This window comes from Amycolatopsis sp. cmx-8-4 (genome assembly GCF_046548675.1).
Lineage (GTDB): Bacteria > Actinomycetota > Actinomycetes > Mycobacteriales > Pseudonocardiaceae > Amycolatopsis.
Genome location: NZ_JAEBDZ010000017.1, coordinates 1 through 25,676, shown reverse-complemented (window position 1 = coordinate 25,676; position 25,676 = coordinate 1). Strand labels below are relative to the sequence as shown.

Sequence of the window (25,676 nt, the reverse complement as noted above, 5' to 3'; positions counted from 1 at the left end):
GCCCCAATGTGGCGTTGGGTGCGTCCAACGCACCCAATGTGGCGTTCGGTGCGTCCAACGCACCCAACGCCACATTGGGGCGCATCGCCCGGACCCCGTCGACGAACCTCAGACGCACGACACTAACCGGCGGCGCGGCCGGCCCGGCGGGACAGCTCCGCGAACGCCGTACGCAGCTGCGACGGGGCGATCACCTCGATCTCGGTGTCGAAGCGGGCCAGCGCCGCGGCGAGGGCGGCCCAGGACCAGGAGCCCGACGTCAGCCTGGTCCGGGCCGCGCCGAACTCCTCGACGACGCCGTCGCCGGCGAACGGAGCCACCTCCGCCACCGGCAGGTCGAGGATCACCTCGCCGCGGCAGGGCCAGGCGTCCGCGCTCCCGGATCCCTTGAACCGGGCCGACAGGAACGCGGCCACGTCGCCGCCCGGCACTTCGCGGGGCGCGAACCGCGGCCCGTTCGGGACCCGCGGTGTCATCCGGTCGGCGCGGTAGGTCCGCCAGTCTTCGCGGTCGGGATCCCAGCCGACGACGTACCAGCGCCCGGCCCGCACCACCAGGTGGTGGGGCTGCACTCGCCGCGGCGGGCCCGGCTCGGCGTCTTCGGGGCGCCCCGGCGAGCGGTAGCCGAACCGCAGCTCCTCCCCCGCGCGGACCGCGGCGCTCAGCGTGAGCAGCACCCCGGTGTCGACCTGGGGTCCGCCGGGGCCGGCCGCGCTGAGCTCGAGGGCGTCGACGCGCTGCCGCAGCCGTGACGGCAGCACCTGCCGCACCGTGGTCAGGGCCCGTGCGGCCGCCTCCTCGATGCCCGCGCCGGTGCCGACGGCGATCCGCAGCGCCACCGTGAGCGCGACCGCTTGCTCCTCGTCGAACAACAGAGGCGGCAGCTGACTGCCAGCTTCGAGCCGGTAGCCGCCGTCGGGGCCCTTGACCGCGTGGACGGGATAGCCCAGCTCGCGCAGCCGGTCGACGTCGCGGCGCACGGTCCGCTCGCTGACGCCCAGCCGCTCGGCGAGCAGGCCGCCCGGCCAGTCACGGCGGGCCTGCAGCATGGACAGCAGCGACAGCAGCCGGCTGGAGGTGGTCGTCGAGGAGGCGATCGGCATGGTTTCACCATGCCACAAGTAGCGGACGTTCCCTGACCGCTACTGCTGACATCGTCGTTCCTGTCGCCGGAAACCTCCGGCGCCGGGAACCACTCGTGAAGGACCGGAACACCATGTCGCTCAACGCTGTCACCCACCTGAACTTCCACGGCCAGGCTCGCGAAGCCCTGGAGTTCTACCAGTCGGTGTTCGGCGGGCAGCTCACCGTCGCCACCTACGCCGACTTCGGGATGCCCGCCGACGTGCCCGGCGCCGACCGCGTCGTGTTCGGCCAGGTCGTCGCCGAAAACGGCTTCCGGGTCATGGCCTACGACGTGCCCGGCGAGCACACGCCGGCCGGCCCGGGCGCGCCCACCACGCGTCGCGAAAACGGCACCACGATCACCACGGAGCCGTTCTTCCTCTCCGTCCGCGGCGGCAGCGTCGACGAGGTCACCCCCGTGTGGGAGGGCCTCGCCAAGGGCGCGACCGTGATCGAGGCGTTCGGCCCGGCCCCGTGGGCGCCCGCCTTCGGGATGCTCGCCGACCGCTTCGGCGTCACCTGGATCGTCGACGTCGCGGCCGAGTACGCCCAGGCCTGACCACCCCGCGGGGAGTGCGGCCGGGTCCCGGCCGCACTCCCCGCACCCCCCACCGGAGAAACCCATGCAGACCCGCCCGCTCGGCCGGACCGGCATCCAGGTCAGCGCCTACGCCCTGGGCACGATGATGTTCGGGCCGTACGGCAATCCCGATCCCGACGACTGCGTGCGCATCGTCCACCGCGCCCTCGACGGCGGCATCACCGTCATCGACACCGCCGACGTCTACGGCGGCGACGGCGAATCCGAGAAGATCGTCGGGAAAGCCTTGCGCGGCCGCCGCAACGACGTCGTCCTGGCCACGAAGTTCAACGGCCCGATGGGTTCCGGCCCCAACGAACGCGGCAGTTCCCGCCGGTGGATCGTGTCCGCCGTCGAAGGATCGCTGCGGCGGCTGGGTGTCGACCACATCGACCTCTACCAGGCCCACCACCCCGAGCCCGGCACCGACGTCGAGGAAACCCTCGGCGCGCTGACCGACCTGCTGCGTGCGGGCAAGGTCCGCGCGATCGGTCACTCCAACCTGCCCGCGTCGGACATCGTCGAGGCCCAGTGGGTGGCGCAGCGCAGCCGGCTGGCCCGCTTCCGGTCCGAACAGCCGCACTACTCGATCCTCAACCGCGGGATCGAACGCGAGATCCTGCCGGTCTGCGAGCGGTACGGGCTGGGTGTCCTGGTGTGGAGCCCGCTGGCGATGGGCCTGCTCGCCGGGCGTCTCCGCAAGGGCAGCGCGGAAACGGCCTCGGCCGGCCGGCTGCACTGGGCGGGGCGGCACCTGACCGACGAACGCAAGCTCGACGCCGTCGAAGCCCTCGCCGGCGTCGCCGACCAGGCCGGGCTGTCGCTGCCCCACCTCGCGCTGGCGTTCGTGGCCGCCCACCCGGCGGTCACGTCGGCGATCATCGGCCCACGCACGCCCGAGCAGCTCGACGACCTGCTCGCGGGCGCCGGCACGCGCCTCGACGACGACCTGCTCGACCGCATCGACGAGATCGTCCCGCCGGGAACGGACGTCGGACCGATCGACGTCGCCTACGTCCCACCGGCACTCGCGCACCCGGAACTCCGCCGGCGCGCGGCGGCGCACCGATCTTGACGCCGGCTCGGCCGGTCAGCGCGCGCTCTGGTGTTCCCCGCCGGTGTCGAAGTGCCGGTCCAGGTACGCCTCCTTCGGCAAGGAGCTGTTCCGCAGCAGCGAGAACACCTCGCTGCCCTCCGTGAGGTCGTTCCCCTTCTCGCCAAGGGAAACACCCTAGCGCCGCGCGGCCCGCTGCCGCCACGACGACCCGCCCAGGGCCGCCGCCGACCCGTCCGGCGGCGATCCTGGGCGTGTTCCGCTCCTTCGGTTTTCCTTACGGTGTCAGGGCTTCTCGAAATGCTGGTAGTCGATCGGGGTGTCCCAGGAGCCGCCCCAGGTCCAGCCGCGGGTGCTGAACGCGCGCTCGGTGGTGTCGCCCGCGTGGATCATGCCCGGCACACTCTGCGTGCGGTCGGCGTAGGGCGCGCCGTTGGGCGGGTAGACCGCGCCACTGCCGGAGATGTAGGGGTTCTGCACGGTGTTGACGTCGATGGCGCGCCCGTAGGAGTGGTTGGACCACGCGGTGCCGCCGGTGATCGCCCGGCAGTTGAACGCCGAGGTGTTGTTCGCCGCCATCGACGCGTCGTCGTCGGAGCCGTACTTCTCCACGGTCTCCATCCGCTCGATCGGGAACCGGGCGGCGTACAGGTCGGCGAAGGCGTAGGCGACTTCGACGGCGCGATCGGCGTTGACGACCAGTTCACCCTGGTGCACCGCGCCGTCGAAGCCGAAGAACCGCAAGCTCATCAGCCGCAGCTGGTCGGGACCGACGGGGCAGCCCTCGTGCCAGCTGGAAGCGAGCCGCTGCGCGGTGACCGGTCTGATGAAGGCGACGTAAGGCGGGAGGCCGCCGGCCACCGGCGCGGCGACTTCCACGGTCTGAACCGTGGCGGCCGGCGCCGGCGTGGCACCGGCGAAGACCACGGACAGTAGGAACGTGATGACAGCGAAGACTTTTGTTCTCGGTCTCATGAAGCCACCACGCCTGGCCCCGCGGTTCGGCTTAGCCGGAGTCGGATTCGCCACAGCCGGGCCGGTTCTCCGGCTCTGGCCCGGTTTCCGCCGCGGCCGGGTAGCTCCGGGCATGGCGGATGTCGACGGACTGTCGACGGACTGTCGACGCCGGTTGCCACGATCCCTCTCGACAAGGGCTCCACATTCCGGGGCGCCGAGCAGGAAAGGGGCGGCGGGTGCGCTACGACCTGCACTTCACTCTCGCGGATCCCGATTTCTACGCACCGGTCGCGGCGGCCGACGCCGGGCCGCGCTACTCCCCCGCCGGCCTGCCGGAAGACTGGACGCACTCGGCCCACGACGTGTGGGCGTCGTGGACGCCGCCCGGCACGGAGTTACCCGGCCAGGGCTGGAAGATCCACGTTTCCACGGCCGCCGCGAACGCGTCCGTGGTCGTGGACGTCGTCGCCGCGGCGTGCGTCGAGTTCGGCGTCGCGTTCAAGCACCTCGCCGGGCGGAACTACTTCCTGTGGCTGCACAGCAAGCACTCCAGCCGGGTGCAGAGCGGCAAGTTCTGCACGCTCTACCCACCGGACGAGCGCGTGGCCGGCGAGCTGCTGCGCCGCCTGGAACGCGACCTCGCCGGCGTCGCCGGGCCGTTCGTCCTCACCGATCGGCGGTTCGGCGCTTCGCGGTGCGTCTCCTACCGGTACGGCGCGTTCCGCCGCCAGGAGCGGCTGGAAGCGGACGGCACCAGCACCCTGGTCATGGTCACGCCGGACGGACAGGCGATCCCGGACGAACGCGTCCCCGCGTTCCGGCTGCCCGCCGGCATGACCGATCCGTTCACCGAAGCCGCACCTCAGCCCCACGAAGGCGCGGTCACGCTCAACGGGTTCACGTTCGACGCCGTCGTCCGGCACAGCAACGCCGGTGGGGCGTACCGCGCCCACGGCCCCGACGGCACTCCCGCGTTCCTCAAGGAAGCCCGGGCGTGCAACGGGTACACCAGTGAATCCGTCGACGCACGCGCCGCCCTCGAACGCGAGTACCTCACGCTGCGGGCCCTCCACGCCGTCGCGCCGGGGCTGGGCCCGGAGCCGCTGGACTTGTTCACCCATTGGGAGCACACCTACCTGGCGACCGAGCTCGTCCCGGGAATCGCGCTGAACAACTGGGTCGTCACCCATTCCCCCGCCATCCGGGTCGGGCAGTCACCGCGCGCGTTCGCCGGCTACTACCGGCGTTGCCTCTCCATCGCGAAGCAGATCCGGGCGGCCGTCGACCGGCTGCACGCGCTCGGCTCCGTGTTCGCGGACCTCAGCCCGGGCAACGTCCTGGTCGACGAGGACGATCACGTCCGGTTGATCGACTTCGAGACCGTGCGGCGGATCGGCGAGGAGGTCGGGCTGATCGGCACGCCCGGCTTCACCCCGCCGGAAGCCACCGATCCGCGCAAGCGCGCCTCGCTCGACCCGCGGCACTACGACGAATACGCCGTCGCGGCACTGATCCAGCTGCTGCTCTTCCCGGTGCACTCGATCGCCGAACGCAGCCCGGACGTCCTCGACCACGTGCACGCCGGACTGGCCGAGCTGGGGCCGGTACCGTGTGAGCTGTGGCGCGCGGCGACCAGGTTCCGCCCGCGGCCGGGCCGGCCGGCGTTGCCCAGCCCGGCCGAAGTCGCCGACGCCCCGCTGACGCACCTGCGGTGGCTGCGCGACCGCACCGCCGACGCGCTGACGGCCATGGCGGAGCACGACCACCGCGACCGGATCTATCCGTCCATTCCGGACGGGTACCGGGCCAACCTCCGCTGCGTCGCCTACGGCACCGCCGGGGTGGTGCACGCCCTGCTCGCGGCCGGCCGGCCCGTCGAGCGGTCGATCGTCACGCGGCTGCGTGACGACTCCCTCGCCGCGCGGACGGACACCGCGCCCGGCCTGTTCTTCGGCAACGCCGGCATCGCCTGGGTGCTCGACGACCTCGGTGAGCACGAAGCCGCTTCGACGTTGCTGACCGCGGCGGCGGACCACCCGCTCGCCACGCGATCGGCGACCCTGGCGGGCGGCGCCGCCGGTGTCGCCATGGCCGAGCTTTCGGTCTACTGCCGCACCGGCGACAAGAGCCACCTCGATCGCGCGGAAGAGCTGCTCGGCCGGGTGCCCGACGACGAGTCGCTGGCCGGGCGGCTGGGCGCCCACGAAGCCTCCGGGCTTGCCCAAGGCCGCCCGGGAGTCGCGCTCGCCCTGTACTACCTGGGCCGGTTCACCGGGGACACCGAGCACCTCATCCGGGGGACCAAGCTCCTGCGCGACGAGCTGAAGTACGCCCTGCCCATGGACAACGACGCGACAGGCTTCCGTGGGTCCACAGTGGACAGTCGCAACCTGGACTACCTGCACATCGGCAGCGCGGGCTACGCGCACGTCCTCGCCCGGTACCTCACCTGCGTCGACGAGCCGGACCTCGCCGTCGTGCTCGAGCGCTGCCTGCGGACGCTGACCATCCGGTTCACCGTCGCCGGTGGCCTGTTCCCCGGGCAGGCCGGACTCGCTTTCGTGCAAGGGGAGATCGCCGGCCTGCACGACCGGCCCGAACTGCACGACGCCGAGATCGACGCGGGCCGCGCGCTGTTCAAGTACGCGGTGCCCCATTCCTCGGGGGTGCGCTGGACCGGCGGCTACGGGCACCGGCTGAGCGCGGAACTGTGGAGCGGGTCCGCTGGTGTCCTGCTCGCGCTGGAACGCATGCTCACGCGCCGGCGTGACCTGCTGTTCACCCTCGACCAGGCGGTCGCCGAAACGACCGTGGAAGCACCGCCTGTCAGCCAGTCCTCGATGGTCCACTGAGGACTGTACCGATCACCGACTCATGAGGGGAGGTAACCATGACCGAGGTCCTGAACCTGCAGATTCTGACGGATTCGACCGCCGAGGACGTGCTGGGCTTCGCCAGCAGCTTCAGCATCGTGTGCAGCAACGGCTGATCGAGCACCGCACCGCCGGGTGCGGAGCGACCTGCTCCGCACCCGGCTCTCCTCGGAAAGGGGGCGTCATGACCACGATCTCCAGCACGGCCCAGGACCTTCGCCGGTTGCTGGCCGGACAGGTGACCTCGGTGTTCGGCGGCACCCTGACGGCCACCGCGATGTCGGTCATCGCCGTCGTGGTGCTCCACGCCGGGCCGGTCGGGGTCGCGCTGATCGTCGGGGCCGGCGTGGTGCCGATGCTGCTCTTCGGCCCGGTCATCGGCGTGCTGCTCGACCGGGTGAACCGGCCCCGCCGGACCCTGATCGCGGCCGACCTGATCGCGGCGGGCGCGGTCGGCGCCACCGCGGTCGCCGGCCTCACCGGCGTCATGGGCGTCGCCGTGCTGGCCGCCCTCAACTTCGTCCTCGGCACGGTCGGGATCGTGATGGAGGGCCTGTACTTCCCGCACCTGCACGGCCTGGGGGTGTCGGACATCGGGACGGCACGGGCCCGGCTGCAGGCCGGCGAGCTGTTTTCGAGATCGGCGGCCGGCTCGGTGGCCGGCCCCCTCGCCGCGGCCCTCGCCGTGCCCTTGCTGTTCCTCGTCGACGCGCTGACCTACCTGGTCAGCGCCGGGGCCCTGCTGTCGCTGCGCTCGCCCGACCGGCGCGTCGGGACGGCGGACCGGAAGGCCGGGTTCCGGCGCGAGTTCGCCGACGGACTGCGCGTCCTGCGCGGGCATCCCGTGCTCACGGGCTTCGTGGTCTACCTGCTGATCGGCGGTGTCGCCTCGAGCGGCGTCCTGGCGCAGCGGGCGATCTTCCTTCTCGACGACCTTGACCTGCCGGTCGCCCTGTTCACGGTGCCGACGGTCGCGGCCACGTTGCTGGGGGCCGGCGGCGCGCTGCTGGCCCCGCGGCTGATCTCCCGCGGCGTCGCGCCCCGGCGGCTGGTGCTGGTCGGCCTGCCGGCCGCGGCGGTCACCACCGCGGCCCTGCCCGCGGCCGGCGGTCCGACCGCGTGGGTACTGGTGGCGACCGCGTTCGGGATCGCGGCGCCGGCGTTCTTCGGGGCACTGGCGAACATCGGCCTGATCACGATGCTCGGTGCCGACATCGGCGACGAGTTCTTCGGCCGGGTGGCCACGCTCCTGGCGACGACGAGCACGTTCGCCGGCACACTGGGCGCCGTCGCCGGCGGCGTGCTCGCCGAGTCGTTCGGCACCCGCGACGGCATCTGGATCTGCGTCGCACTCGACGGTTTCGCGGCCTTGGTGCTGCTGTGGGTGTCGCGCCGGAGCCGAGCAGGGACATCGCCGGACGCGGCTTGAGATCCGGCATTCCGGTCGCCGGCGCCGGATCGTGGGCTACCGTGCGGATCATGGGCACCGACGACTGGCTGGGCGACATCCGGACCTCGTACGACACCATCGCCGTCCGCTACGCCGACCAAGTGCGCGATCTCTTGACCGAGCAGCCGTACCTGCGAACGGCTCTCGCGCTGTTCGCCGGCAACGTGCGGGCCGCCGGCGGCGGACCGGTGGCGGACGTCGGCTGCGGACCCGGATACGTCACCGCCCACCTGCACGAACTCGGCGTCGACGCGTTCGGCGTCGACCTCTCCCCCGGGATGATCGACGTGGCCCGGCGCGACCACCCCGGCCTGCGGTTCGAAGTGGGCTCGATGACGGACCTGGCCCTGCCCGACGCCTCGGTGGCCGGCCTGATCGCCTGGTGGTCGTTGATCCACATCCCCGACGACGAGGTGCCGGCCGTGTTCGGGCACTTCCACCGAGCACTGCGGCCGGGCGGGCCACTGCAACTGGGATTCCACGTCGGCGACGGATCACCGTCGGAAACCGAGCACCTCCGCCGGCCGGAGCAGGTGGCCACCTGGCTGCGCGAAGCCGGTTTCGCGATCGAGGCCCAGTTTCTGCTGCACCCGGACGAGAAACCGGGAGCGGTTCTCTTCGCACGCCGCGAGTCTTAGCGTCCCGGGCGAAGCGAGACTCACAGGCCCAGGTCGCGGCCGACGATCTCCTTCATGATCTCCGTGGTGCCGCCGTAGATGGTGGAGACGCGTGAGTCGAGGTAGTCGTGCGCGATGCGGTATTCGAGCATGTAGCCGTAACCGCCGTGCAGCTGCAGGCACCGCCCGACGATGTCGACGTACTGTTCCGTGGTCCAGAACTTCGCCGCCGCGGCGTCCACTGCGGACAGTTCGCCGCGGGAATGCCTGGCGAGCAGGTCGTCGATGTAGCTGCGGCTCACCCGCACGGCGGTGACCATTTCCGCCAGCTCGAAGCGCGTGTTCTGGAACGATCCGATCGGCTTGCCGAACGCCTCGCGCTGCTTGACGTAGTCCAGGGTGCGCTCCAGCACGCCCTCGGACGAAGCGACGGCGTTGGCGGCGATCGAGATCCGCTCCTGCGGCAGGTTGCGCATCAGGCCGGCGAAGCCCGCCCCCTCCGCGCCGAGCCGGTTGGCGGCGGGCACCCGGACGCCCTGGAAGAAGATCTCGCTGGTGTCCTGGGCGTGCAGGCCGATCTTCTCCAGGTTGCGGCCGCGGGAGAAGCCGGCCCGATCGGCCTCGACGACCAGCAGGCTGAGCCCGCCGTGACGGTCCGGGCCGGTCCGGACCGCGGTGACGACGAGGTCGGCGTTCTGGCCGTTGGAGATGAAGACCTTGCTGCCGTCGACCACGTAGCCGTCGCCGTCGCGGACGGCGGTGGTGCTGATCCCCGCCAGGTCGCTGCCGGTGCCGGGCTCGGTCATCGCGACCGCGACGACCAGCTCGCCGGCGGCGATACCGGGCAGCCAGCGGGCTTTCTGCTCGTCGTCGGTCAGGTCGGTGAAGTAGGGCACGACGATGTCGTTGGACAGCGCCACGCAGGCGAGCCCGTCCGACACGGGGTAACGCGAGAACTCCTCGCCGATCACGGCGTTGAAGCGGTAGTCGGTGATCCCGCCCCCGCCGTACTCCTCGGGGATGGAAAAGCCGAGGATCCCGGCGCGGGCGGCCTCCCGGAAGAGCTCGCGGTCGACCTTGCCCGCCGCCCGCCACCGTTCGGCGTGGGGCGCGGCGTGCTTGTCGACGAACGCGCGGACCGTGTCCCGCAGGAGCTCGTGGTCCTGGTCGTAGAGCGACCGCTTGGCCGGGCTGACTGTGGTCACACGAACTCCTTCGACGCCTGCGAACCGGTTCCGGCCGGCGCCGGCCTTGCTGACCGGCACCCCGCTTCGATATGTTAACGAGGAATCGCACTTGTAGACAAGCTCGAACACGAAGTCGTGGCACCAAGTCCAGGCCAGACAGCAGAGATGCACGGAGATGCCTCCAAGGAAGCAGGTATGTAAATGAGCAATCTCAGCAGAAGGAGTGTCTTGTCCCTCGGCGCGGCGCTGGGGCTCGCGGGTGTGGCGAGCACGGCCGCCCCCGCGTGGGCCTGGTCGTCGACGGGGTCGGTGGCCGGAACCGGCACGGGAGCCGACCCGTGGCAGGTCTGGGACGACCCGGTCGACGGTCTGGTGGCGGCGCTGCTCGACAACGGCCAGGTCCCGGCGGTCAACACCGCGCTGGCGTCGTGGGCGAACAACGACGACCCGCTGCCCGGCAGCCTGCCGGCCGCCCTCGCCGCCCACCTTCAGCAGGCCGCGACCCTGCCCGCCTGGGCCGACCGCGCCAAGCTCCGGCTCGCCGCCGACTTCAACCGGCGCAAGGACACCTACCTGTTCATGCTGTACGGCCTCGGCAGCGGCATCATGAGCACGGTCATCCCGCGTGAGGCCGAGTCGGTCTACTGGTCCGCGGGCGGTGCCAACATGAAGGACCGCGCGGCCAAGACGTTCACGTTCGGCTACGACCTGAGCGAGCTGACCGCCTACGAACCCACCGGTCAGTTCGTCGTCACCGCCAACAAGACGCGGCTGGTGCACGCCGCGGTGCGTCACCTGCTGCCGCGGTCGGCGCACTGGCGGGCGGCCACCGACACGCCGATCCCGATCAGCAACGGCGACATCCTGGTCACCTTCCACAGCCTGGGCACCTTCGTGCACCGGAAGCTGGTCGAGTGGAGGGTCCCGATGACGGCCGCGGAAGAGGACGCCTTCCTGCACATGTGGCAGGTCGCCATCCACCTGCTCGGCGTGCGAGACGAGTTCATCCCCCAGACGTGGGCCGACGCGAACGCGCAGTCGGCGTACGCGCTCACGCCGATCCTCGCCCCGACGACCGAGGGCAAGGAACTGGCCAAGGACCTGCTCGGCCTGACCGCGCAGGTCGATTTGGGTGTCACACGCGGATTCCTGAACGAGTTCGTGCGCTACGTGCTGAACGACAAGATCGGCGACTGGCTCTCCCTGCCCCGCGACTACGCGGCGGCCACCCTGGTCCGCACCGGGTGGCCGGCCTACATCGCGTTCCGGGAGGGGCTGTTGCCCGTCCTGCCCGTCGGGTTCTACATGTTCGACCAGTTCGTGCGCGCGCTGGCGATGTTGTTCCTCAACAACGGGACGTCACCGACGAGCACCACCATCGTGATCCCCACCGCGAACCGGCCCGGCGCCTGACCGGCGCGCCGGGAGTCCCAGCGCCCCGACGACCAACGCGGTGACGGCGGCGCGGTGGTCCGGGCCGTCCTGCCACCGCAGTCGCCGTCCGGCCTCGACCACCACGCCGAACCCCGCGTGCACCAGGGCCCGGGCCTGGCGCGGATCGAGGTCCGGGCGGGCCAGCCGCAGTTGCTGCTCCCAGACGGCGATGTGCTCGCGCTGCGCGACGGCCAGCGGGCGCTGCAGGGCGGCCGGCAGGCCGGCGACCTCGGCGTCGGCGACGCTGGTGAGCGCGGTGTGCTCGAAGCTGTAGGCCACGTACGTCGCCGCCAGTGCGACGACGGCGTCGTACGGGCCGGCCACCCCGTGCAGGTTCTGTTCCACCGCTTGGGCCAGCAGCCCCGCGGCCTGCAGGCAGGCCGCGGCCAGGATGTCGGCCTTGGCGGGGAAGTGGCGGTAGATCGTCGACGGGACCAGGCCCGCGGCCTCGGCGATCCGGCCGTTCGTGACGGTGGCGAAGCCGTCCCGTTCGAACAGCGGGACGGCGGCGGCGAGGATCTCCGCGCGCCGGGTGCGCGGCACGGGCAGGACGGGCAGCTCGACGGCGCGCGCGCTCCCGACGGCCGCCGCGGGGCTGGTCGCGGCCACGCGCAAGGCGGCCGCCAGCAGCAGGTCCTCGGCCCGGCGCGGGGCGATCGAGGTGCGGTGCATCGTGACCGACGCGATCGCGCCGAGGGCCGCAGCGGCCCGCAGGTGCTCGTCCGGCAGCGGGTGCTCACGCCGCACCACCCCGGTCACCCGCGCGACGACGTGCGCGAACTTCGCCCGGAGGACCCGGCGGTCGCCGCGGTCGAGGTACCGCGCCTCCCACCGGTACAGCCCGCCCGCCGCGCGATGGGCGACGGTGACCCGGGTGACGGCGGCGAGCACGTCCGCCAAGGCCGCTTCGGGCGGCACCTCGTCGACCGCGGCGACGAGCCGGTCCACCATGACGTTCGCGCACTCGGCGAACAACGCGTACTTGTTCGGGAAGTGCCGGTACAGCGCCGCCGCGGTGATGCCCACCGTGGTGGCGATCTCCTCCATGGACGCGGCGTGGTAGCCGCGCTCGCTGAACACCCGGCCCGCCGCTTCGACGATGAGCTGCTTGCGGTTGCGCGGCCGGGTGGCCGCGGGCGACTCGGCGGTCATCGGCGGACCCGGGCGAGCGGACGCGGGTGCAGGGCCATGCGTGCCAGTCAATCACGAGCCGGACCGAGGGCCCGGGATCAGCACGACCCGGACGTCCCCTGGCCGCCTCCCATGCGATTGTCGATTGACTTGCACCGTCCTGGCCAGTGCCTTCGCCGGGCACGGTGAAGCCCGCGGCCGGCCTGGCGGTGCGCGCCACCCGGGCACGTCCCGGCATCGCCGCGGGGCGACCGGCAAGATCATGAAGCGGTGTGACCCGTTCACCCGTTTGCGCCCGCGTTGTACGTTGTCGACAAGCCGTCAGCGTCGATGGGACACCCGCCGGCCACGTGGCCAGGAGGCATTGTGCTGGAAGCACTGGGCATGACCCCCGATGAAGAACGGGTCTACCGCGCGATCGTCGGCGGCTACCGGACCGCGCCCGACGAGATCGCGGACAAGGCCGGCGTGGGCCGCGGCGAGGTGGACCCGATCCTGGAGGTCCTGCTGGCGAAGGGGCTCGTCAACAAGACCGACGAGCACTACGTGTCCGCGCCGCCGGACGTCTCGCTCGGCCCGCTGCTGGTGCACGGCCAGGAGAAGCTGGAGGCCGCCAGGGCCGCGGTGTCCCAGCTCGCCGAGGAGTACCGCGGCAGCGCGCGGCGGCGGGACTCCGCGCAGCTCGTCGAGGTCGTCACCGGGGTGGACGCGATCCGGCGGCAGGCCCTCGCCATCCAGCGCGGGGCCCGCGAGGAGTCGCTGTGGTTCTGCCTGGAGGGCAACGTCGCGATGGCGGCGTCGGAGAACGTCGAGGAGGCGCTGGCGCAGGCCCGCGGCGTGCGCTACCGCGTGATCTACGAGACCGGCCTGCTCGAGGAACCCGGCCGGATCGTCAACGTCCTGGAGGGGATCGAAGGTGGCGAAATCGCCCGCTCGATCTCGAAGCTGCCGGTGCGCCTGGCCATCTCCGACCGCTCGGTGGCGCTGTGCCCGCTGGTCAGCCACGACAGCACGGGCGAGCCGACCGCCGCGCTCGTCCGGGAGAGCAGCCTGCTGTCCGCGCTGGTCGCGTTGTTCGAGGTCTACTGGGAACGCGCGTCGCCGCTGCGGATCGGCGACACCGCGCCCACGAGCCACCTCGACCCCGACGAGCGGCGGCTGCTGTCCCTGCTCATCGGCGGGGTCAGCGACAAGTCGATCGCCACGCAGCTCGACGTCAGCTACCGGACCGTCCAGCGGCGCCTGCGGGACCTGATGCGCCGGGTCAACGCCCACACCCGGATGCAGCTGGCCTGGCAGGCCAGCAAACTCGGCTGGCTGGACGAGCCGAGCCCCGGGCACCTCCTGCCGCGAACCGGCGGAAGGCACCCGGAGCCCTTGAGCGAAACCGGCTAGCGCAGCCCGTACGCCCGGACCACCGTCTGGTCGACGGTGTCGCCCGCGTTGTCGGTGGCTTGCACCCGCAGCGCGACGTACTTGTTCGTGGCCCCGAGCGACGGGTGGTCGATCGTGGCCTCGTAGGACTTCCCGGTGCGCTTGACGTCGACGGCGCGCCAGGTCCTGCCGTCGTCGTAGGACGCCCAGGCCTTCACCGCCCGCACGTCCGGCGCGGCCATCCCATCCTGGAACCGCGCGCTCAGGCCGATCCTGGCCTTGCGACCGGCCGGGAGCCGGTTGCCGGAGTCGGCGTCCACCGCGTAGTCCAGCTGCAGCAACGGTAGCAGCGCCGGTGCCGCCGACCGGGCCGAGCGGAACGTCCACGACGTCTGCGTGCTGGTGCCGAACAGCCACTCCGGCGAATCGCGCCGCACCGACAGGTCGAGCCGGTAGGTCGCCGGGTCCGCGCCGGCGGGGAAGGTGCCGAACGCGTAGGGCTGTTCCGACACGAGCTTGCCGTCACGGAACAGTTTCGCCGACGTGGTGGCCGGGGCGGCCTGGTCGTCACCTTCGTTGAAACCGTAGTGACCGGCCTGGCTGTCGACGAACTCCGGGATCCGGATGTGCAGGTTGTCGCCCTCGCGGGTCGAATCCATGCCGGGCACGCCCCGCGGGATGGCGGGCCGCACGACCGGTGCGAACCAGTCCTCGGTCAGGTTTTCCTTGCCCGTGTAGGTGCGCGGCGCCGCGGTCATGCCGCCGTCGAGCGGCGAGTCGTTGTCCCAGACCAGGCCGTGCTTGACCCGGTGCTGCCACTGGATGTCCCCGGAGCTGACGTACTCCTCCCGGGTCGACGGCGTCGCCACGTACCGCTGGTACTCGTTGACGGCGAAGTCCTGCCACGGCTTCCACGCGAACCGCTGTTCCTTGGCCTCCCCGCCGCTGCCGGTCTGGCGGTAGTGGGTGGTGACGGTCGCGGTGTTCGCCGCGGTGACCCGGTGGACGAGCTTCTCCGGGATCCGGTCGCGCTCGGTCTGCACCACGTCGTAGAGGTACGGGCTGACCGCGATCCCCTGCAGGCTCAGGAAAGCCGGGAAACGCTTGATCTTGGCGAGCAGGGCCACGCCTTCGTCCCGGTCGAGCTGGACGGTCGGGATCCTCAGGAAAGGCGCCGCGCTGATCGACGGCACCGCGGCGGTCCCCCAGCCGTCCGGCACGACGATGAAGACGATCGCCGCCCCGGCGTCCGCGGCGGCGCGGGAGACCTCGTCGCGGTTGTAGTCCGCCGGGTCCGGGTCGACGATCGCGGCCTTCCCGCGCACGTTCGCCTTCGTGAAGTCCGCCGGTTTCCCCGCCCCCGCGGAGACGGCCTGCAGCAGCCGCCAGCCGTCCAGCTTGGGCGATCCGGCGAGGTAGCGGGTCGTGAGCGGAGCACGGCCGCCCAGGACGTTCGCCGTCAACGGCGGCGCGATCCGCGACCAGCGGGAGCCGAACTCGAAGGCCCCGGTCGTCACCTTCGGCGTCGGCGTGACCCAGAGTTCGCGCGTGTAGTCGAACTGCATGGCGTAGTTCGCGATCTTGCGCGAGCCGAGTTCGCGGTAGGTGTAGTAGCTCCAGATCCCGGCCTGTTCCGACGGTTTCGGGGTCTCGATCTGCACCTTCACCGCCTTGCGGGCGTCCAGCACGATCGTCGTGTCGCCGGTGATCCGGATCTCCGGCTGGACGACCTGGTAGACGTAGTCACTGCTCGGGACGCCGTTGACCTGCGCGGTCAGGTAGTACACGCCGTCGCCGAGCTCGACCGTCAGGCCGTCGCCGGCCAGCCAGGTGTTCACGTCGAAGCGGTAGTCCTCGCCGTACATCAGCAGCCACGGCGCGACCGTCGGCTTGCCCTGCAGGTCGAGGGCGGTGAGCGTGACCTTGTGCTTCGGCGCGGTCTTGTCCGCGCCGAGCGAGGTGTGCACGACCACGCCGGACGCGGTCGCCGTGAGCCGCCCGCTGTAGGTGCCCGCCGCCAGTTTCGCCGGGTCGCCGGTGATCGTGACGCTCGCCTGGCCACCGGCCGGAACGTCCACAGTGGAGTTGCCGAGCCGGATCCCGTCGGCGGCGGGGACGCCGGCGAGGGACTTGGCGTCGAGGGCGAGCTTCAGGGAGACCGGCGTGGTGCCGACGTTGGTGTAGGTGACCTGCTTGGCCACCGGCGCCTTGCCGTCCTCGACGGCGCCGAGGTCGAGCGTGCCGGTGGCGAAGACCTTCTGCTTCACCGCGCGGGCGACGTCGACCCGGCCACCGCCCTGCTCGAACACCGAGAGTTGAGACGCGCTAGCCAGGGAGGTGCTGGCCAGCGCGTCCTTGAGCCGGCTGCCCGGCCAGTCGGGGTGTTGCTGGGCGAGGATCGCCACCGCGCCCGCGACGTGCGGCGTGGCCATCGACGTGCCGGACGCGGCGGTGTAGTGGTCGTCGACGACGTCGCCCATGGCGGTCCCCGCGGCGCGCGCGGCGACGATGCCGACGCCGGGCGCGGTGATGTCGGGCTTGACGGCGTTGTCGCCCAGGCGCGGGCCGCGGCTGGAGAACGGCGCCAGGCTCTCGTCACGGCCGACGGCGCCGACGGTCAGCGCGGCCGCGGCGGTGCCCGGCGAGCCGATCGTGTACGCGCCCAGTTCGCCGTCGTTGCCGCCGGCCACCACGAAGAGCGTGCCGGTCTGCGCGCTGAGCGCCTCAAGGCCGAGGCTGAGCTCGTCGGTGCCGTCGGTCGGGCCGCCGCCGAGGCTCATGTTGACCGCCTTGGCGCCGGAGTGCGCCGCCCACTCCATCCCGGCGAGGACCCAGGACTCGTAGCCGAAGCCGTCGTCGTCGAGGACCTTGCCGACGAGCAGTTTCGCGCCCGGCGCGGCGCCCTTGAGCCGCCCGCCCGAAGCGGCGCCGGAGCCCGCGATCGTCGAGGCGACGTGCGTGCCGTGGCCGAAGTGGTCGGTGGTGTCGGGGCTGGTCGTGAAGTTGACCGCCTCCTTCACGCGCCCGGCCAGGTCGGGGTGCGTGGGGTCGTAGCCGGTGTCGAGCACCGCGACCGTGGTGCCGGTGCCGTCGTAGCCCGCGGCCCACGCCTCGGGGGCGCCGATCTGCGGGACGCTCCGGTCGAGGGAGGCACGGACCTTGCGGTCCAGGGAGATCCGCTCGATCGCGTTGCCCGCCGACGAGGTCCAGAACGCGGTGGCGTTGGCCTTGCTGGCTCGCGCGGAACGGCCGTTGACGCTGGTCAGCGTCACGCCCAGCTCGGCGGCCTTCGGGGCCGCCTCGGCGGTGCGCAGGTCCGCGCCCTTGCGGTAGGTGAGGATCAGCGGGAGCGTCTTCGACTGCTCGTCGGCGTAGCCCTCGGCGATCAGCTCGGTGACGTCGAACAGGCTCCGGTCGACCTGCTTCGAGCCGAGCCGGGGGGCGACGTCCTCGGGGAAGACGCTGAGGTGGCCGTCGATCTCCTGCTGGTGGAACCGGATCTTCTCCCGGCCCGGCGCGGGCTGGACGGTGACGGCCTGCTTGCCGCCGGGCTGCCGTTCGACCTGGACGACGTCCCCGGTGAGCAGGGTGACCGAATGCCGTTCGGTGGCCGACGGTGCCGGCGCCGCTGTCGGGCCGGGGGCCGCGTCCGCGGCTCCGGCGGTGCCCGCGACCAGGGTGGCGACGCAGGTCAGGACCAGAACACGTGATCTCCAGTGCATCGCACCAGGCTCGCGCCGTGATCGTCATCCGTCACTAGGGCGGCCGCGTCCAAAACACGACACGTCGCATCTTCGTCAGCCGCTCACCGGTCGCCGTTGTCGGCGGATTGTCGCCGACGGAGGAAGCATGTGCACCCTGTACGACGCCGTGACGGCGGCGCACATCCCCAGCACGGCGGCCATGGTCGCCGGCTAACGCCGGGCACGTGCTCGACGTCGAACCCGGTGACGCCACGCCCGCGGAAGCCCCCGCCTGGGTCCGGCTGCGCCGCGCCGCCGGAACCGATCCGACGATCTACTGCAACGCGTCCACCTGGCCGGCCGTCCGCGCCGCCTTCGGCTCGGCGGGGGTGGCCGAGCCCCACTACTGGATCGCCCGGTTCGACGGCGATCCCACGATCCCCGCCGGCGCGGTCGCCAAGCAGTACCGCGGCGACGTCGCCCCGGCTACGACGTCTCGTCGGTCGCCGGCCACTGGCCCGGCGTCGACCCCGACCCCCGGCCCCCTACATCGGAAGAAGTTCTTGCCATGCTGGCTCCCGCCGCTGCCGACGATTACGTCTCGATCCCGTGCGACGGCAGGAGCAGCCTGTTCGTCGCCGCCCACTTCGGCCGCAAGGTCACCGCGATCGAGATCTGGGCCGTCGGCGACAGCCCCGCCGACCCGGCCCGCTCACGCGCGACCTTCGTCGGCGGCTTCGCGTTCGACCCGGACCGCCCGGGCCCGATCAGGCTCCCGCCCAACACCCGGACGGTGAACCTCCGCTACCAGGCGGACCACGCGTTCACCGGATGGTGCAGCTGAAGAAACCGAGATCGCCTGGGTGATCGATCGGTCCTCGCCGAGCCGATCGGGCCGGCAGCCGGAAGAATTCACGAACGCCCGATCCGCCTCGAACACCGACCGATGAACGGACTCCGCATGAGGCTTCGCCGTCTGCTCGTCCTGCTGGCGCTGGTCGCGCCGGCCACGCTGGCCACGGCCCCCGCGGCGTCGGCGGTGATCGGCGGCTCGGTCAGCACCAGCGGGCCGTGGGCCGTGCGGATGCTCGTCGACGGCAAGGGCGAGTGCACCGGAACCGCGATCACGCGCGACTGGATCATCAGCGCGTCGCACTGCTTCTTCGAGCAGGCCGAGGCCATCGCGGACACCCGCATCGAGTTCCACGTCGGCCGCCTCGACCAGCGGAAGGGCACCGTGGTCCGGCCGGTGCCCGGCAGCAGGCAGGGCAGCGCGGACGCCGACATGATGCTGATCAAGGTGCCGCCGATGACCGTCACCCCGGCGAAGCTCCCCACCACGGGCCCGGTCCGGCCGGGGCGGCACGTGCGGCAGTACGGCTGGGGCGCCACCTGCCAGGGCGACGAGAACAGCTGCCAGTCGGACGTGCTCAAGCAGTCGCTCCTGCGGGTCCTGTCCGCCGACGACCCGCGCTGCGACGGCTTCGCCGTCCCGGGCGGAACCGACTTCTGCACCACGGGCGTCACCGGCATCCCGGCGGGCGGCGACTCCGGCGGCCCGGTCATGGGCACCGGCGCCGCGGCGGGCACGCTCGTCGGGGTCTTCGACACCTCCGACCGTGACACCATCGCCGGGGCCGGCGACGTCTTCCGGCAGCTGAGCTGGATCCGCCGGGTCGTCGGCGGCTGACCGGCCGGTAGCGGTAGGTGCGCCGCCCGACCCCGGCGACGTCTTCCTCTGCGAACCGGTCCTGTTCGTCGAACCGCCGCCGGAGCACCACCGCGCCGTCGATGCTGCGGACGGCTTCCCGCCCGGCGTCGTCGTAGGCGAATTCGACGTCGTGACTGGCGATCGCCGGTCGAGCCCGTTCGCACCAGCACCTTCCGCAGGCTCTCACCCGAACCTCGCCGACACCCGCTGAGGCCGACCGAAGACGCTTCGTTTCGGGGAAATCATGCGCTCGTTGTCGCGCAGGGTCACCATCCTCGCCCGCGAACCTGCCCACATCGGGCAGCGCCGGGTATCGGCGCCGCTCGACGACCCCGAAACCCAGCGGAATTGATCGTGACACCATTGATCAACCGCTTTCGCGCCGAAGTCCCGGAACGGGCACCCTGCGGATCCCGCCGACGTTTCGGTCACGGTGTGTCGAGTCGGACTACTACCCGCGGCCCCTCTGAAGCGTAACCGTGAGTGATCGAGAGGGCACGGGCGAGGTAGCGGCCCGTAGCCGCAATGTGACACTTACCCTTTTCAGTGCACAGTCTGCGATGTACCATCGGAGTTGATCAAGCCGACGGAATCGGGGCCCGGACGGCACAATCTCCTGGACGGTTCGCCCGTCCACTCCCATGCCGAGGTGTCGGACCCATGAGGTCGGTAGGAGTCGGCCGCGCGCTGCGCGGATTCTTCGTCGCCGTTGTGCTGGTCGCCGGCAGTGTGAGCACGGCAGGGGCGGTGACCGCGCCCGCCGACAGCCAGAAAGAAGCGGCGCGCACTCCGCTCGCCGACGTCGCCAAGACGCCGGAACCGCAGGTCCCGGACAAATCCTGGCAGGTCGACGGCAACGGCACGTTCACCGACGACATCGCGATCCGCGTCCCGGCCTTCCACAACATCACCCCGGAACTTTCGCTGGCCTACGATTCCTCGGCCCGCAACGGGCTGGCCGGGGTCGGCTGGACGCTCAACGGCCTGAGCGAGATCGAGCGGGCCGGCACCGGCAAGGGCGCGCCCCGGTACGACGGCTCGGACGGCTACCTCCTGGACGGCGAGGAGCTCGTGCCCTGCGCCGCCGGCAGTGTGAGCCCGAGCTGTACCTCGGGTGGCACGCACTCGACCAAGAACGAGTCCTTCGGGAGGGTCGCGCTGACCGGCACCGGCGCCGCCAGCCGGTGGACCTTGACCGCGAAGGACGGCGTCAAGCGCGTCTACGCGCCGGTGCTGTCCGCCGCGACCGATCTCGTCTACCGGTGGGGCCTCAGCCAGGTCGTCGACGCGTTGGGCAACACGGTCTCCTACAACTGGGCGGTCAACCAGTTCGCGTGCTGCTGGGAGTACCTGGATTCGGTCACCTACAACGGGACGACGGTCAAGTTCACCTACGAGCAGCGCACCGACACCGACCTCGAGGCGATGGGCAACGGCGGCCTCCGGACCGTCCAAGGGCGCATCAAGACCGTCGACGTGAGCGTGAGCGGCAGCCGGGTCCGCGCGTACAAGCTGACCTACGCCACCAGTGACGCGACGGGACGGTCGCTCCTGTCGGCCGTGCAGCAGTTCGGCACCGACGCCGTGCTGGACGCCACCGGCACCGTCACCGGTGGCACGGCGATGCCGGCCGTCTCGGCGACCTACCAGGCCGGCGCGCCCGCGTTCGTCTCCGGCAACAACAACCAGGCGTACACCGGCAACAACAACACCGCCAAGAACTTCCCGATGGACATCAACGGCGACGGCAAGACCGACATGCTCGAGCTGTGGCCGAACTTCGGTTCCTACCAACGCAAGACGTGGCTCTCCAACGGTACCGACTTCACGCTCGCGTCGACGGAGGGCGCGACGTCGCTCAACCAGAACGCGCGCTACCTGCCCGGTGACTTCACCGGTGACGGGAAGTCCGATCTGCTGGAGTTCTCCCCCTCGGGCCTGGGCATGGCGCGGCAGCTGTGGGTGTCCACCGGCACCGGCTTCACGGCGGGTTCGACCGGCGCGGCCCAGGGCCGCAACGACGCGAACTCGCGCTTCATCCCGATGGACGTCAACGGCGACGGCAAGACCGACGTACTGGAACTGTATTCCTGCGGCATCTTCCCGGTGAACTTCTGCCGCGCGACGTGGCTTTCGGACGGCACCACCTTCACCCTCGCCTCCAACGACGCCGGCATCGGGATGAGCGCGGATCGGCAGTTCGAGGCCGCCGATGTGAACGGCGACGGCAAGTCCGACTTCATCGAGTTGCTGCCCGCGCTGTTCGGCGCCGGTACCCGGCACATCTGGCTGTCCACCGGCACCGGCTTCGTCTCCGGGGCGACCGACGGCGGCATCTCCTGGAGCGCGCCGGACGCGGAGGGCGCCGGCAGCCGGTTCCTGATCATGGACGTCAACGACGACGACAAAGCCGACATGGTCGAGCTCTACCCGGCGTTCGGCACGTACACCCGCCGGACCTGGCTCTCCACCGGCTACGGCTACAAGCTGGGGGCCACCGACACGAGCATGGGCTACAGCCCGGCGTCCAAACAGCTCGTGATGGACGTCAACGGCGACCACCGGATGGACATGGTCACCCTCTCCCCGGGATTCCTGGGGGCCTCGACGAAGCGCGACATCTGGCTGTCCACCGGAACCGGCTTCACGCCCGGCGCGAGCGACCCGACGATGGGGACCTACTCCTGCAGCAAGGGCAACTGCACCGCCGACTTCCTCGAGATGGACGTCAACGGCGACATGCGCACGGAGATGGTGGAGCTCTACAACACCAACTTCGGCCTCAACAAGGGGCGCCACATCTGGAACATGGGTGGCGCGGCGACCGACGTGCTGACGTCCCGCACCAACGAGTGGGGCGCCAAGACGACGGTGAGCTACCAGCCGTCGTCGGCGTGGGCGAACACGAACAACCCGCCGCTGACCCAGACGGTGTCCGCGGTGACCGACGACGCCGGCCCGGGCGGCGCCGCGACCACGAACTACAGCTACGCCGGCGGAACGTACTACCACCCGGAGCGCACGTTCCTCGGGTTCCGCACGCAGCGGGAAACCAAGCCCTGCAACGCGGGCGAGACGGCGTGCCCGTACACCGACACGACCTTCCGCCAGGACCTCGCCGCGATCGGCCGGCCGGAGCGCGTCGAGAACCACGAGGGTGACGGCGCGCTGCTGAGCGCGACGGTCACCGAATACGCCACCAACGGTACGACCGTGCCGAGGACGGTGCTGCCGACCGGCACCTGGGAGTACGCGTACACCGGCCGGAGCGCGGTCTGCCCCGGAGCGGACTGCAAGCGCACCCACACGAGCCTGGCGTACAACGCCTACGGCGAGGTGGTGACCCGGATCGAGCACGGCGACGAAGAGCAGACGGGCGACGAGCGCACGACGGTGACCACGTTCGTGCCCAACACGGCCGCCTACATCGTGAACAAACCCGCCGCGGTGAAGGTCGTCGCCGGCGTCGGCGCCGGTGGGACCAGGCTCAGCGAGACCCGCACCGGTTATGACGGCGTGAAAGCGTGGGACCAGGCGCCGACGGCCGGCTTCGAGACGACGTCCGCGCGGTGGCTCTCGACCAGGGACGCGTTCGTCGAGACCGGCAAGGAGTACGACGCCTGGGGCAACCTCACCGCGGAGATCGACCCGGTCGGCGCGCGCACGACGCTCGGCTACGACCCGGCCTACCACGTGTTCCAGACCTCGGAGACCAACGCGCTGTCCCAGGCGGTCGACGCGACGTGGGACGCCGGCTGCGGCACGCCGACCCGGGTGAACGACCTCAACAAGCAGCCGACCACGCTCACCTACGACCCGCTGTGCCGGGTGGTCGAGACCACTCAGCCCGGCGGCAAGTTCGAACGCCACAAGTGGGTGAACGTCGGCGATCCGGCCGGGCAGTACGAGCAGATCGAGAAGCCGGCCGCGGACGGCACGAGCGCTCCGCAGTGGAGCCGCCGCTACGTCGACGGTCTGCAGCGCCCGTACCGCACCGCGGCGAAGGGCCCGGACGCCGCGACCGGCGACATCTACGTCGACACGGCGTACAACGCCCGCGGCCAGGTCGCGTCGAAGACCGCGCCCTACTACCGCGTGGCGGGCCAGGCGCAGCCGGCGACCTACCCGACGACCACCGCCTACGACGGACTCGACCGGTCGACCAGGACCACGCTGCCGGACGGCGCGACCCAGACCAAGAGCTACGGCCCGTGGTCGACCACCACCACCGACGAGAGCGGCCACACCACGACCGACCGCACGGACGCGTACGGCAAGCGCATCGAGCGTCAGCAGGTCGTCGGCGGCAAGCCCAGTACCGCGCGGTACGGCTACGACCTGCGCGGCAACCTCGCGCAGTCGACCGACCCGTCCGGGTACGTCATCGCCTACACCACCGACTCGTTCGGCCGGCAGACGAAGGTGGCGGATCCGGACAAGGGCACCACCACCTACGAGTGGGACGACGCCGGCCGGGCGACCGCGCAGACCGACGCGAACAACCACCGCACGACCTTCACCAACGACCTGCTGGGGCGCGAGACCGGCAAGACGTCCAACGCGGGCACCGCTTCCGCCGCAACGGTGTCCTGGACCTACGACCAGGTCCAGGACGGCTTCTACAACGTCGGCAAGGTCACCTCGAACGCCGACGCGGCCGGCACCAGGACGTTCGGCTACGACGCCCTCGGCCACGTCGTCAAGACGGTGCGCACCGTGGGCGGCACGGCCTACGAGTTCCGGTACGGCTTCGACACGGGCGACCGGAAGCTGTGGACCACCTACCCCGACGGTGACACGCAGGGCACCGCGGCGGCGCCGCTGCGCTACGACGGCGCGGGCCGGCTCGCGGCGATTCCCGGCTACGTCACCTCGGCGACCTACAACGCCGACGGCAAGGTGACCACGATCGCCAACGCCAACGGCACCGTGACCACCCGCCCGCACGACGGGGCCCGCGGCTGGCTCACCGGCATCGAGACGAAGTCGGGCGCGAACGTCGTGCAGGACAACGCGTTCACCCGCGACGCGAGCGGCAAGATCACGAAGGTCACCAGCCCGTTCCCCGACGAGAGCTGGACGTACGCCTACGACGAGGCCGACCAGCTCACCAGCGCGACCGCGGACACCGGCACGGCGAACAACCAGTCCGTGTCCTACGACGCGGCCGGCAACATCGCCGCGAACTCCCGGACCGGTGACTACACCTACGACGCGGCGCACCCGCACGCGGTGACCACCGCCGGTGCGAACGCCTACACCTACGACGCGGCGGGCAACATGACCTCCGGGGCCGGCCGCACCCTGACCTGGAACGGCGACGGGCTGCTGGCCTCGGTCGTCAAGAACGGCGTCACCGCCACCTTCACCTACGACGCCGACGGCGCCCGCCTCCAGCAGGTCGAGGGCAGTTCCACGCGCCGCTACCTCGGTGCCGACTACGAGGTCGACGTCTCCGCCGGCACCACCACCAAGTACATCTCGATCGACGGAACCCCGGTGGCCCGGGTCGACGGCGGGACGAAGTACTGGGTGCACACCGACATCCAGGGCTCGATCCAGGCCGAGACCAACGCCGCCGGCGTGGAGGTCCACCGCAAGAAGTACCGGCCCTTCGGCGAGGTCCTGTCGGCCGGCGGGTCGCTGCCCTTCGAGTCGCGCGGCTTCACCGCCGAACGCCAGGACTCGACCGGGCTGGTGTACCTCAACGCCCGCTACTACGACCCGCAGCTCGGCCGGTTCATCTCGCCCGACCCCACCATCGACGGCGAGGACACCGTCGGCCTCAACCGGTACGCCTACGCCGCGAACGACCCGGTGAACCAGACCGACCACACCGGCCTCTCCTGCCAGACGTCCGCCGGCAAGAAGTGCGACGCCAAGGACGAGGTCAAGATCAGCAGGTCGGAAATCATCGACCGCGCGCAGAACTGGGTCGATCACCAGCCCGGTCCGTACTACGACCCGGAGAACCTCGCACCCGGTGACACCGGTTTCTCACCCGGACCGGGCGACGGGCGCTCGTACCGCCGCGACTGCTCCGGTTACGTTTCGATGGCCTGGCACCTCAGCTGGAGCGCGAGCACGTGGACCCTGCCCGACTACTCGCACGAGATCAGCCGCGACGACCTCAGGCCCGGAGACATCCTCAACTCGGCCGAGCACCACGTGGTCCTCTTCCACCGGTGGATCGACAACAAGGGGAACTTCGAGTACTACTCGTTCGGCTCCACCCCGGTGAAGCACCGCACGGCCAACATCAACGATCGGACCCTGGACAGTCACCCGAACAGCGAGTACCGGGCGTGGCGCTACGACAACGTCATCGAGGACGATCCCACCGTCCAGGCTCCCACCGCCCACTCGCCGTTCTCCTAGTGTGTCGCGTCGTAAATTCGTGAGTTAAGTGGGTAGTATGGGGATATGTCGAGAACCGGGCGTCCGAAGGCTGAGCTGGTGTTGGCTGATGTCGAGCGTGAGCAGTTGATTCGCTGGTCGCG

The 25,676-nt window shown here is 71.1% G+C and carries 15 protein-coding genes; 10 read left to right on the top strand and 5 right to left on the bottom strand.

Annotation, left to right across the window (positions count from 1 at the left end):
- Positions 1–122: 122 nt before the first annotated feature.
- Complete coding sequence (locus ACLJQZ_RS30945) at positions 123–1,103, bottom strand: helix-turn-helix transcriptional regulator (protein WP_410623372.1); 981 nt, start codon at positions 1,101–1,103, stop codon at positions 123–125.
- A gap of 113 nt (positions 1,104–1,216) precedes the next feature.
- On the opposite strand from ACLJQZ_RS30945, the gene ACLJQZ_RS30940 reads away from it, so the two are divergent.
- The gene (locus tag ACLJQZ_RS30940) at positions 1,217–1,684 is read left to right on the top strand and encodes a VOC family protein (RefSeq protein ID WP_410623371.1); all 468 of its coding nucleotides are present in this window, start codon (positions 1,217–1,219) and stop codon (positions 1,682–1,684) included.
- 64 nt (positions 1,685–1,748) lie between these two features.
- Complete coding sequence (locus tag ACLJQZ_RS30935) at positions 1,749–2,780, top strand: aldo/keto reductase (RefSeq protein WP_410623370.1); 1,032 nt, start codon at positions 1,749–1,751, stop codon at positions 2,778–2,780.
- A gap of 264 nt (positions 2,781–3,044) precedes the next feature.
- On the opposite strand, the gene ACLJQZ_RS30930 is transcribed toward ACLJQZ_RS30935, so the two are convergent.
- Positions 3,045–3,638, bottom strand: a complete 594-nt coding sequence (locus tag ACLJQZ_RS30930; RefSeq protein ID WP_410623369.1) for a M15 family metallopeptidase — start codon at positions 3,636–3,638, stop codon at positions 3,045–3,047.
- Between the two features lie 314 nt (positions 3,639–3,952).
- On the opposite strand from ACLJQZ_RS30930, the gene lanKC reads away from it, so the two are divergent.
- From lanKC to ACLJQZ_RS30915, 3 genes are all read left to right on the top strand, one after another.
- Entirely contained in the window at positions 3,953–6,568 is a 2,616-nt protein-coding gene (gene lanKC, locus ACLJQZ_RS30925; RefSeq protein WP_410623368.1) for a class III lanthionine synthetase LanKC, read from the top strand.
- A 205-nt stretch (positions 6,569–6,773) separates the two neighbouring features.
- Positions 6,774–8,018, top strand: a complete 1,245-nt coding sequence (locus ACLJQZ_RS30920; protein ID WP_410623367.1) for an MFS transporter — start codon at positions 6,774–6,776, stop codon at positions 8,016–8,018.
- A 50-nt stretch (positions 8,019–8,068) separates the two neighbouring features.
- Entirely contained in the window at positions 8,069–8,677 is a 609-nt protein-coding gene (locus ACLJQZ_RS30915) for a class I SAM-dependent DNA methyltransferase (RefSeq protein WP_410623366.1), read from the top strand.
- A 20-nt stretch (positions 8,678–8,697) separates the two neighbouring features.
- Here the strand turns inward: ACLJQZ_RS30915 and ACLJQZ_RS30910 are convergent, their stop codons facing one another.
- The gene (locus tag ACLJQZ_RS30910; protein WP_410623365.1) at positions 8,698–9,861 is read right to left on the bottom strand and encodes an acyl-CoA dehydrogenase family protein; all 1,164 of its coding nucleotides are present in this window, start codon (positions 9,859–9,861) and stop codon (positions 8,698–8,700) included.
- Between the two features lie 183 nt (positions 9,862–10,044).
- On the opposite strand from ACLJQZ_RS30910, the gene ACLJQZ_RS30905 reads away from it, so the two are divergent.
- Positions 10,045–11,256 (top strand): oxygenase MpaB family protein, encoded by a 1,212-nt coding sequence (locus tag ACLJQZ_RS30905; protein ID WP_410623364.1) that lies wholly within the window; start codon positions 10,045–10,047, stop codon positions 11,254–11,256.
- Here ACLJQZ_RS30905 and ACLJQZ_RS30900 read toward each other — a convergent pair.
- A complete protein-coding gene (locus tag ACLJQZ_RS30900; RefSeq protein WP_410623363.1) occupies positions 11,203–12,429 on the bottom strand; it encodes a TetR/AcrR family transcriptional regulator in 1,227 nt (408 codons plus the stop codon). The two genes, ACLJQZ_RS30905 and ACLJQZ_RS30900, sit on opposite strands and share 54 nt — an antisense overlap.
- Before the next feature lie 309 nt (positions 12,430–12,738).
- Here ACLJQZ_RS30900 and ACLJQZ_RS30895 point away from each other — a divergent pair, with 309 nt between their 5' ends.
- Positions 12,739–13,803, top strand: a complete 1,065-nt coding sequence (locus ACLJQZ_RS30895) for a helix-turn-helix domain-containing protein (protein ID WP_410623362.1) — start codon at positions 12,739–12,741, stop codon at positions 13,801–13,803.
- Here ACLJQZ_RS30895 and ACLJQZ_RS30890 read toward each other — a convergent pair.
- The gene (locus ACLJQZ_RS30890) at positions 13,800–17,504 is read right to left on the bottom strand and encodes a S8 family serine peptidase (protein ID WP_410623361.1); all 3,705 of its coding nucleotides are present in this window, start codon (positions 17,502–17,504) and stop codon (positions 13,800–13,802) included. The two genes, ACLJQZ_RS30895 and ACLJQZ_RS30890, sit on opposite strands and share 4 nt — an antisense overlap.
- A 529-nt stretch (positions 17,505–18,033) precedes the next feature.
- Between ACLJQZ_RS30890 and ACLJQZ_RS30885 the strand changes: the two genes are divergently transcribed.
- The 3 genes from ACLJQZ_RS30885 (at position 18,034) to ACLJQZ_RS30875 (ending at position 25,554) form a co-directional block, all read left to right on the top strand.
- A complete protein-coding gene (locus ACLJQZ_RS30885; RefSeq protein ID WP_410623360.1) occupies positions 18,034–18,309 on the top strand; it encodes a hypothetical protein in 276 nt (91 codons plus the stop codon).
- 117 nt (positions 18,310–18,426) lie between these two features.
- Complete coding sequence (locus ACLJQZ_RS30880) at positions 18,427–19,155, top strand: S1 family peptidase (protein ID WP_410623359.1); 729 nt, start codon at positions 18,427–18,429, stop codon at positions 19,153–19,155.
- 681 nt (positions 19,156–19,836) lie between these two features.
- Positions 19,837–25,554 (top strand): RHS repeat-associated core domain-containing protein, encoded by a 5,718-nt coding sequence (locus tag ACLJQZ_RS30875; RefSeq protein WP_410623358.1) that lies wholly within the window; start codon positions 19,837–19,839, stop codon positions 25,552–25,554.
- Positions 25,555–25,676: the final 122 nt, after the last annotated feature.